We start from the raw sequence: 9,286 nt of genomic DNA on the forward strand, positions 1-9,286 counted from the left end.
CGCCTGCCTTACAAGCAGGATGTCGGCAGTTCGATCCTGTCATCGCCCACCAAGCAGAACCTGCGAAGATCATCGCAGGTTTTTTGTTTATCCAAACCAAAGACATAAATAGCCAAAAACAAGTGTGTGAATATCGACGTTAACTTGCGTTAAGGCTAGACGTGAGCTAAATAGGGTTTATGCATCAGTAAAAGGATTTTATATTATTTATGAGAAATACTAACAGGGGAATACCGACAGGAGGAAAAATGAAATTAGGTGAACGATTAAAATGTATCGCAGACATGGTTCCTGCCGGAGTAACTATGGCCGATATTGGTACAGATCATGCGTATTTGCCTATATATCTTGTTACCAATCATATTATACCGCGCGCTATTGCCGGAGATGTTCATTATGGTCCTTACCTTTCGGCAAAACATGCGGTGGAATCCCTTCAATTAGCAGAGTATATTTCGGTTCGGCAGGGTAATGGGCTTGAGGTCATTACCCCTGGAGAAGCGGATGTCGTTGTAATTGCCGGCATGGGTGGGGCAACTATTATTGATATTTTGTCATCACGGCCGGAAGTGGTAAATAGTATAAAAAGGCTTATTTTACAACCCATGATTGCCGCTGCACTGGTTCGTACCTGGTTATACACGAATCAATGGCACATTGTTGATGAACAATTGGTGGAAGAAGATGGGCGATTATATCAGGTTATTGCTGCTGAACCAGGCGTAAGCCAGCATGTGGAACCAGTATTATACGAAATTGGTCCGCTGCTTTGGCAAACAAGGCACCCCTTATTGAAACGGCATATCGAAGATTTAATTGTTCATTTACGGGGCGTGCTTGCGGCTATGGCCAGCAGTACGGAGGCCGTTAATTCCCCTAAATATAAGGAGTTTAGTAAAAAACTGAAAGATTTGGAGGATAAGTTTGTATGTCTGTAAAGTGTCGCGATATTATAGCCGTACTTGAACAATTAGCACCTACGTATTTGGCCGAAAGTTGGGATAATATCGGACTTCAGGTCGGTAGTCTTGAACAGCCCATACATAAAATTTTTGTAACACTGGATATTGATAGCGAAGTTATTAATAAAGCAATAGCAGTTGGGGCTAATCTGATTGTTACCCACCATCCTTTACTATTTAAAGAAATTTCGCATATTCGATCTGATATGCCATTAGGAAGCATGCTGTCTACTTTAATAAAGCATGAGATCGCCGTATATGCTGCTCATACTAACCTAGATAGTGCTCCTGGGGGAGTGAATGATGTGTTAGCCAGTACATTTAACCTCCAGGATGTTAAGCCGCTGACAACAGTATATCAAGAGTCATTGCACAAGCTAGTAGTTTTTGTACCTGCATCTCATGTTGAAGAGGTACGAATGGCCATGACGGAAGCTGGTGCTGGGCATATCGGAAATTACAGCCATTGTACCTTTCAGACTCAGGGGGTTGGGACATTTTTACCACTGGCTGAAACCAATCCCTACATTGGTCAGCAGGGTAAATTAGAGTTTGTTGAAGAATATCGCTTGGAGACCATTGTACCAGCATCGAAATGTTCTCAGGTAATTGCACGCATGCTAGCGGCTCATCCGTATGAAGAAGTCGCTTTTGATGAATATGTACTAAAAAATAGCGGTCGTTGCTATGGTTTAGGGCGTATTGGCCGCCTAAAAGAATCTACTTCTCTCGAAGAATTTATAAAAACAGTAAAGGATGCCTTACACATTCAAACTATTAAAGTGGCTGGACCAGCTAATGCTGTCATTAATACCGTAGCAATATGCGGCGGCAGTGGAGCAAGCATGATTAAGGCTGCAAGCAAAGCAGGCGCAGATGTTCTAGTAACTGGGGATGTAAAATATCATGATGCACAGCAGGCAATTGCTGAAGGGATAAGCGTTATTGATGCCGGCCATTTTGCTACCGAACAACCGGTGGTAGACAGTCTGTCAAAGTATTTAACTCAGTATGCCAATGATCATTCCTGGAACTTACAAGTTGTGGCTAATAACATGCATAAGGACGTATTTAGAGTATATTGATTAATCGCTCTGCTTACATTATGCATGCGTATGGGTGGTTGACTCACTCGGCTATAAGTGATATAATTATTTACCTATAAAATTTTAAATTGCTTCTGAGTACGAAAGATGATCGCGGATGTGTTAGACATTCGAGGAAAGTCCGAGCTCCATAGGGCAGGGTGCTGGATAACGTCCAGCGAGGGCGACCTCAGGGATAGTGCCACAGAAATGTAGACCGCCTAACGTAGGTTAGGTAAGGATGGAACGGTGCGGTAAGAGCGCACCAGCAGTTAGGTGACTAACTGGCTAGGTAAACCCCACCTGGAGCAAGACCAAATAGGGAAGGGATGAAGCTGCCCGCTGAGCCTTCCGGGTTGTGTCGCTTGAGCCGTCAGGCAACTGGCGGCCTAGATAAATGATCGTCACCGCTAACGCGGAACAGAACTCGGCTTATTGACTACTCAGAGAAAAAGCAAAGCCCCGCAACCTTTTGAAAAAGTTGCGGGATTTTTTATGAAGCCAGGGCACAGTTCAAGTCTTATTTCCAAAATATAATTTCTAGAGGTTTTCTAGGTACTGCCGGCGGTTTGACCTCTGGATAACCTACAATAATTGGGGCTACTGCTTCATATTCTTCTGGAATGCCGAGTTCTTGTTTGATTTCGGGTAAATTGAAAAATGGCTGGGCAAAGCCGATCCAGCAGGTACCAAGGTTTTGGCTGTGAGCAGCAAGAATAAAATTTTGTGCCGCTAAACAGCAATCCACGGTACTATTTGGCGATCCAGGCTTAGCAAAAATAATTACTAGTGTCTGGGCATTATAAAAAATATTAAAGTTAGGATTTTCAAACGCAGATTTATATTTGTTTAGCAACGGCATGGTATCCAATGCTCCAAGGAGAAGCTGTTTAGTGCGGTCAGAATATTCTTTAAGCAGTGAAGCATTTTGAATTACAGCAAAAGCCCAAGGCTGGGAATTCATAGCGCTAGGGGCCAGTATGGCAGCATTAAGTAGTTTTTCAATGGTTGCTTTGTCAACTCTTTCGTTAGTATAATTTCGTATTGAGCGACGAGTAGTAATGGCTTCCCATAACTCCATGTAACCACATCCTTTTCTATAAATTATAGCAATATCTTAATCGAATCATAGACAGATGTAAAGTTTTTGGGGAAAAAACTAATTTACTGTTAGTTTGGGGGTTGAATACTTATTGTTTTTGGGTCATACTAGTAGAAGTTACATTCTTAAGGAGGAATCTTTTTGACAGCATTTATTACAGCCCTTACCTTTGTTGTACTTGCTGAAATGGGAGACAAAACACAATTGCTAGGCATGGCATTTGCCACTCGCTATCCGTGGCCGATTGTATTGGCTGGTGTCTTTGTAGCTACCCTTCTTAATCATCTATTTGCTGTAGTTGTTGGCAGTTACTTAACACTTTTCATACCTTTGCAGTATGTTCAGATTGCTGCTGCGGCAGCATTTATTATCTTTGGTTTGTGGACAATTCGGGGAGATGAGCTTAATGGTGAAGATAAAGAAACAAACCGAAGCCCATTCTGGACAGTCACCATTGCCTTTTTTATTGCCGAAATGGGAGACAAAACTCAATTAGCTACCGTTGCATTAGCAGCCCAATTTGCCGATGAAATGATACCTGTTTGGTTAGGGACCACTACAGGTATGATGATTGCCAATGCTATTGGCATTGTTATCGGTGTAGTTTTAGGCAAGAAGATTCCCGACAGAGTAGTAAAATGGGTTGCAGCCATTATTTTTATTTTCTTTGGTGTAGCTGGCCTATATGAATATTTGCCACGCCATATACTAACAATACCAGTTATGGTGGGTGGTTTAGTCGCAATCGTATTGGCAATGCTGCTGGTGGTCAGAATGAGTCAAAGGGAAAAACAGCCACATGGCCAAGAATAATGAATAAAAAATAGAAAAAAATATTTTTAGTATCTAGACAAAAAGTTTTTTTTTGCTATAATAAAAACATAATTTATATGACTGATTTAAATATGGCTGAGTCAATGACGACTCCTTCACACCTGCAAAAGTGGAGGAGTTTGTTTTTTTTCCTGCATTGACAAGAGCCTATTGAGAAAACCTATGAGGTAAATATTCTAAATTATGAGGTGAAGGAAATGATTAAAGATTTATTGTATGTAATTCCCGCTGGTAAATATGGTAAGGAGGAACTGTTGAGCCTGTTAGCTAACCACCCGGAAATCAAGTTTGCTTCACTAGTGGGTATTGATTTAGCAGGTAATGATACTGATGAAAAAATTCCTATCGGCTTATTCATGAAAGATATAGATAACTTTTTCAATGGCAGTGCAGTTCAAACAGATGGGTCGTCTGTTGTTCTTACCAGTATTGCAACATTAAACAATGCAAAAGTGGATATGGTAGCCGATCCCAGCGTTAACTGGTTTGTAGACTATAATTACGAACATATTGATGCTGAAACTGGTAAGCCTGTTGGTACACTTCGCATTCCAGCATTTTTGGTACATAATGGACTCAGAGTTGACTCCCGCTCCATATTAGCACAAAGTTTGGAATATATTAAAACTGAAATTATCTCTCTTTTAAAACAAAATGGTAAAATTGCCGGCTTAGAGCATATCAATTGTGCTGATATCGAAGATATTATTTTTACAGCAGCAACTGAACTAGAGTTCTGGGTAAAAACTCCGGCCAATAAAGCTGATGTTGAAGAACTGTCAGCTTCTCAGGTTTTACAGGAGCAATACTGGCAAAGAACACGTGGTAATGTCCGTACAGCACTAGAACAAGCCGTATTAATGATGGCCAAGTATGGTCTTGAGCCGGAAATGGGGCATAAAGAAGTTGGTGGAGTTAAAGCGCAGATTGATGAATCCGGTCATTTAAACCATGTTATGGAGCAGCTAGAAATTGACTGGAAATTCTCTAATGCTCTACAGTGCGCTGATAATGAACTGCAAGCCAGAATCATTGTAAAAGAAGCATTCCGGGCAAATGGTCTGGAAGTAACGTTTAAAGCCAAACCGATAATTGGTGTTGCTGGTAATGGTGAGCATACCCATGTCGGTATTGCGGCAAAACTTAAGACAGGAGAAATCGTTAACCTGTTCTCGCCTTCTGATATGAAAAATTATTTCTTAAGCGCTGTTGGCTATGGTGCAATCATGGGGCTGTTAAAAAATTACGAAGTCGTCAATCCGTTCATTTCCTCGACCAATGATTCACTTAATCGTTTAAAACCTGGTTTTGAAGCTCCTGTATGTATCGTAACTTCTTTAGGTCATACTCCTGCTATACCTTCCCGTAACAGAACCATCTTGGCTGGTCTGGTACGTGATGTTAATAATCCGTTGGCTACCAGATTTGAAGTTCGTTCACCGAATCCGTTTACCAATACCTATATTGCAATAGCTGCAATATATCTAAGTATGCTTGATGGCATTAAAGCGGTTGTACATGCAGGCAAAACACTGGAAGAACTTGATGCCGAGCTTTCCAAAGATGCTGGTCAACCTGGATTCTATCTGGAAACAGACCGGGCATATCGCAGCGAACATGACGTATTTGACGATTATACCGCAGAAGAACGTGATCGCTTGTTTGGCAAACCGCCTGCTACCGTTTGGGAAAACATGCAAAACATTGAAAAATATCCAGAGAAGGTTAAAGTTCTTACCGCTGGCGGAGCATTCCGGCCCGAACTTATTAAAGCCTTTGTGGCTGGTGCATTAGTTCGCTGGAAAACGGAGCTGCTTAATCGCATTATTCCGGAAAATCTAGAGGTTGTAAAAGAGTCAGTACCTTTGCATACTGCTGATTCTGCCAGCGATCTTGACCTGACCAACTGGGAAAAAATTAATGCTCTTAGAATTGAGCTTGCGAAAGACTACTTATCGAAAAAGAGTATATTTACTCGTATTAAAGATGCGATTCAGTCAGGCGATTATGATACGGCATCAGCTCTGCAAATTGAGATGGCAGAGAAAGTTAATGAATTAAAACTACTGTATCGTGAATATAAGAAGAATATGATTCATTGCTAATGGATTATGGTTTGCTTGAAGCAAAAATCCCAGTGACTAATCACTGGGATTTTTATTTTGACTTTTTTGCTCTGATTATAAATATTGTTTTACAATTTCCATGATTTTCTCATAATTGGGTTGGTTTTCAATGGCAGGAACATATTCTACATACCGAATAATATCATTCTGGTCAACAACCACGGCACCCCGGCTGAGTAACCGCAATTCTTCGATAACAAAACCATATTTAAGACCAAAATCTAATTCTTTATGATCTGACAAAGTTTTTACATTATTAATTTCCTTGGCCGCGCAGTAGCGTTTTAAGGCAAAGGGCAAATCTACACTTATTGACAATACCACCAGGCCGTTGATATTGCCAGCATCCTGATTAAACCAGCGAGTTTGCATATCACAAACAGGGGTATCAATCGAAGGTACTGAGCTGATTACCCGTACTTGTCCTTTAGTATCATGTAAGGAAAATGGCTTTAAATCAGAGGTTAGCACAGTGAAATCAGGTGCTTTATCACCAACTCTAACTTCTTTGCCTAGTAGTGTTACTGGATTACCGCCAAATCTGACTACTTCTTTACGTTTGTCCATAGTATACACCAATATAACAAAATAATTACTGCCAATAACCGCTTTCACACTGAGGATAAGGCCAGTATATAACAATCTAGTATCAATATTCTATAGTTTATTCACAGTATTTAGTAAAAAATAACAGGAGAAAAAAGGATTTTGGCTAAAAAGATGGAATATAAACATATATCATGAATTTAGGGAGGACATTACACATGCAAAAAAACGCCTGTGATATGGGGAATTTGTTCAGTGACCTGGAAGGATTGAGAATTGCTATTGACATGGAAGCACGTGGCCGCGACTTTTACAAAAAAGCATATGATCAAGCCCAAAAGCAAGAACATAAAGACCTGTTCCTGTTTCTTATGAATGAAGAAATTTATCATCATGAAAAATTTACTAATCTATACAATGAACTTAAGGAAAACAAAGATGCGGCTGCTAGCGATTATCTCTTTGATCAGGAAACTTCAAAATACTTAACAGCACTAGCCGAACCCCATATATTCCCTAAAGATAAGGAACAAACGTTGCCTGAACTGAATACAATTGCTGATATTTTGAAAGCCGCTTTGCAAGATGAGAAAGATTCTATTTTGTTTTATGACGCATTAGCTAAATGTGCTAAATTTGAAGCAGCCAGAAATATATTTAATCAATTAAAAGCGGAAGAACAAACTCATGTAGTAAAATTGCGTGAAATGTTGAATGCCTGGGCATAACTGTAATCGACTAACAAAAAAATATAGCATCTATAGGATGCTATATTTTTTTCATGTAATGAAGGATAAATTCTATCTTTTTTATTTTTTAAAAATCCTTAATTTTAGAAGGATTTTCTTATTATGTATGTAATTTATAATAATATTCCACTACATATTGTTATTACATTATGGGAGGTTGTATATTATGGAACAAAAGACAGATTTACTAGAAAAAGGTGCTATTGTTCAACGTGACAGAGAAACCTATGCGATTGCTCCTCATATTCCCGGCGGTGTCATCCTTGATGTTAACGTCTTGAGGAAAATTGCCGATGTTGCAGAAAAATATGGAGCAAAAGCACTGAAATTGACTTCTGCGCAACGCATTGCTATTGTTGGCATTCCTGAAGATAAAATTGATGCCGTGTGGGAAGAATTAGGAATGGATAAAGGGGCGGCTGTTGGGCTGTGCGTTCGGAGTGTAAAAATTTGTCCAGCTACTCATTTCTGTAAACGCGCCCAGCAAGATGGTTTAACCTTAGGTCTTGAAATTGACAAACTATATCACGGTATGGAATTGCCCGGCAAACTGAAATTTGGGGTTAGCGGCTGTACTAATTCCTGTGCTGAAAGCTGGGTAAAAGATATCGGGCTTGTCGGCACCCCCAAAGGCTGGAGAATTGTAATTGGCGGTTGTGCTGGTGCCAGAGCTAGAGTAGCTGATTTATTAATTGAGCAAGTACCGCAGGAAGAAGTTTTAGCAATTATCGATAAAATCATTGCTTATTACAAAGCAAATGCGCGTAAGCATGAGCGTATTGGTATGATGATCGACCGTTTAGGCTTAGACAATGTAAAACAAGGAATTTTAGGCTAAAAAGTGGACGATGCCCCAAATGCTTCCGGTTTTGCAGCTCCTAGTTCTTCGTCGCGCTATAATATGTATTCATTATATTTTATCTGAAGCGAGGTAAATAGCTTGAAAGTTGATATTTGTTTTACTCCTAACGATTTTGACGCTGTAACATATAGTAAATATACTGCAGTGGTTATTGATGTACTTAGAGCAACCACAAGTATTGCTACTGCTTGTGCCAATGGCTGTAAAGCAATAATCCCTGTTAAAACAGTAGAAGAGGCTACCACGATCAAAGCAAATAATTCTGATATACTGCTGGCCGGTGAGCGCGAAGGTTTACTTATTCCAGGTTTTAACTTAGGCAATTCTCCTTTTGAATACACACGCGAACAAGTAGCTGGTAAAACAATTGTTATGACAACTACCAACGGAACGGTAGCATTAACGAAAGCAAGTGCAGCTCAGAAAGTATATGCAATGGCTTTTGTGAATGCAGCTTCCATCACAAGTACCTTGCTGCAAAATCAAGAAGATGTTGTAATAGTATGTGCCGGATCAGAGGGGAAATTTTCCTTGGAGGATACTTTGTGCGGCGGTCTGCTTGCTGACCGACTTAGCCATGTTGCTAAACTCAGTGACACCGCACTGGCTGCGCAAGCCATGTACCGTGATTTTGCCCCAAATTTACTGCAAAGAGTGGAAGCATCGTCACATGCTAGTTATTTGAGCCGTATTGGATTTGCGAAAGATGTTGCGTTATGTCTACAACCTGATACGCTAAACGTTGTTCCGGTATATAATAATGGTGCTATAACTGCGTAAAATCAAAGAAAAAGCCTGATTGTAAATGCAATCAGGCTTTTTCTTTGATTTTCCTCTATTTTTTATGTAAACTTTATGATAAGATATGTTACGAACCAAACTAGAAAGAGGGAAGGAGTAATATTGTGAACAAAAAGCTAGCCGCTATCATAGTAATGGTTTTTGCTATGCCCATATTTTCTTTGGCTATGCCCAAAGCAGAAGCTGCTTCTCTGGGAGACTTATTGACTGAAGTGACTA

The 9,286-nt window shown here is 40.0% G+C and carries 9 protein-coding genes and 1 other RNA gene; 8 read left to right on the forward strand and 2 right to left on the reverse strand.

Annotation, left to right across the window (positions count from 1 at the left end):
- Positions 1–248: 248 nt before the first annotated feature.
- From AC29Z1_RS08955 to rnpB, 3 genes are all read left to right on the forward strand, one after another.
- Entirely contained in the window at positions 249–938 is a 690-nt protein-coding gene (locus tag AC29Z1_RS08955) for a tRNA (adenine(22)-N(1))-methyltransferase (RefSeq protein WP_488271116.1), read from the forward strand.
- Positions 929–2,047: a Nif3-like dinuclear metal center hexameric protein gene (locus AC29Z1_RS08960; protein WP_488271117.1), complete on the forward strand. Its 1,119-nt coding sequence runs from the start codon at positions 929–931 to the stop codon at positions 2,045–2,047. The genes AC29Z1_RS08955 and AC29Z1_RS08960 overlap by 10 nt, the downstream gene beginning before the upstream one ends.
- Before the next feature lie 96 nt (positions 2,048–2,143).
- An RNA gene (gene rnpB, locus AC29Z1_RS08965) (RNase P RNA component class A) lies at positions 2,144–2,497 on the forward strand.
- A 70-nt stretch (positions 2,498–2,567) separates the two neighbouring features.
- Here rnpB and AC29Z1_RS08970 read toward each other — a convergent pair.
- The gene (locus AC29Z1_RS08970) at positions 2,568–3,128 is read right to left on the reverse strand and encodes a nitroreductase family protein (protein ID WP_488271118.1); all 561 of its coding nucleotides are present in this window, start codon (positions 3,126–3,128) and stop codon (positions 2,568–2,570) included.
- Between the two features lie 162 nt (positions 3,129–3,290).
- On the opposite strand from AC29Z1_RS08970, the gene AC29Z1_RS08975 reads away from it, so the two are divergent.
- Both AC29Z1_RS08975 and AC29Z1_RS08980 read left to right on the forward strand, forming a co-directional pair.
- The gene (locus tag AC29Z1_RS08975) at positions 3,291–3,962 is read left to right on the forward strand and encodes a TMEM165/GDT1 family protein (RefSeq protein ID WP_488271119.1); all 672 of its coding nucleotides are present in this window, start codon (positions 3,291–3,293) and stop codon (positions 3,960–3,962) included.
- A 218-nt stretch (positions 3,963–4,180) separates the two neighbouring features.
- The gene (locus tag AC29Z1_RS08980) at positions 4,181–6,088 is read left to right on the forward strand and encodes a type I glutamate--ammonia ligase (RefSeq protein WP_488271120.1); all 1,908 of its coding nucleotides are present in this window, start codon (positions 4,181–4,183) and stop codon (positions 6,086–6,088) included.
- Between the two features lie 75 nt (positions 6,089–6,163).
- On the opposite strand, the gene tpx is transcribed toward AC29Z1_RS08980, so the two are convergent.
- Positions 6,164–6,724 carry a thiol peroxidase gene (gene tpx, locus AC29Z1_RS08985; protein ID WP_488271121.1) on the reverse strand — a complete coding sequence of 187 codons (561 nt, stop codon included), beginning with the start codon at positions 6,722–6,724 and terminating at the stop codon, positions 6,164–6,166.
- A gap of 149 nt (positions 6,725–6,873) precedes the next feature.
- Here tpx and AC29Z1_RS08990 point away from each other — a divergent pair, with 149 nt between their 5' ends.
- The 3 genes from AC29Z1_RS08990 to AC29Z1_RS09000 all read left to right on the forward strand — a co-directional run bounded on the left by AC29Z1_RS08990 (position 6,874) and on the right by AC29Z1_RS09000 (position 9,046).
- Positions 6,874–7,383 carry a ferritin family protein gene (locus AC29Z1_RS08990; protein ID WP_488271122.1) on the forward strand — a complete coding sequence of 170 codons (510 nt, stop codon included), beginning with the start codon at positions 6,874–6,876 and terminating at the stop codon, positions 7,381–7,383.
- A gap of 187 nt (positions 7,384–7,570) precedes the next feature.
- Positions 7,571–8,242, forward strand: coding sequence for an NAD(P)/FAD-dependent oxidoreductase (locus AC29Z1_RS08995; RefSeq protein ID WP_488271123.1), 672 nt, complete (start codon positions 7,571–7,573; stop codon positions 8,240–8,242).
- Positions 8,243–8,344: 102 nt separating this feature from the next.
- Complete coding sequence (locus AC29Z1_RS09000; RefSeq protein ID WP_488271124.1) at positions 8,345–9,046, forward strand: 2-phosphosulfolactate phosphatase; 702 nt, start codon at positions 8,345–8,347, stop codon at positions 9,044–9,046.
- The last annotated feature ends 240 nt before the right edge of the window (positions 9,047–9,286 follow it).

It is taken from the genome of Sporomusa sp., from assembly GCF_057736855.1.

Coding starts and splice junctions, on each gene's coding strand:
- AC29Z1_RS08955 (WP_488271116.1), top strand. CDS start 249: ATGAAATTAGGTGAACGATTAAAATGTATCGCAGACATGGTTCCTGCC.
- AC29Z1_RS08960 (WP_488271117.1), top strand. CDS start 929: ATGTCTGTAAAGTGTCGCGATATTATAGCCGTACTTGAACAATTAGCA.
- AC29Z1_RS08970 (WP_488271118.1), bottom strand. CDS start 3,128: ATGGAGTTATGGGAAGCCATTACTACTCGTCGCTCAATACGAAATTAT.
- AC29Z1_RS08980 (WP_488271120.1), top strand. CDS start 4,181: ATGATTAAAGATTTATTGTATGTAATTCCCGCTGGTAAATATGGTAAG.
- AC29Z1_RS08990 (WP_488271122.1), top strand. CDS start 6,874: ATGCAAAAAAACGCCTGTGATATGGGGAATTTGTTCAGTGACCTGGAA.
- AC29Z1_RS08995 (WP_488271123.1), top strand. CDS start 7,571: ATGGAACAAAAGACAGATTTACTAGAAAAAGGTGCTATTGTTCAACGT.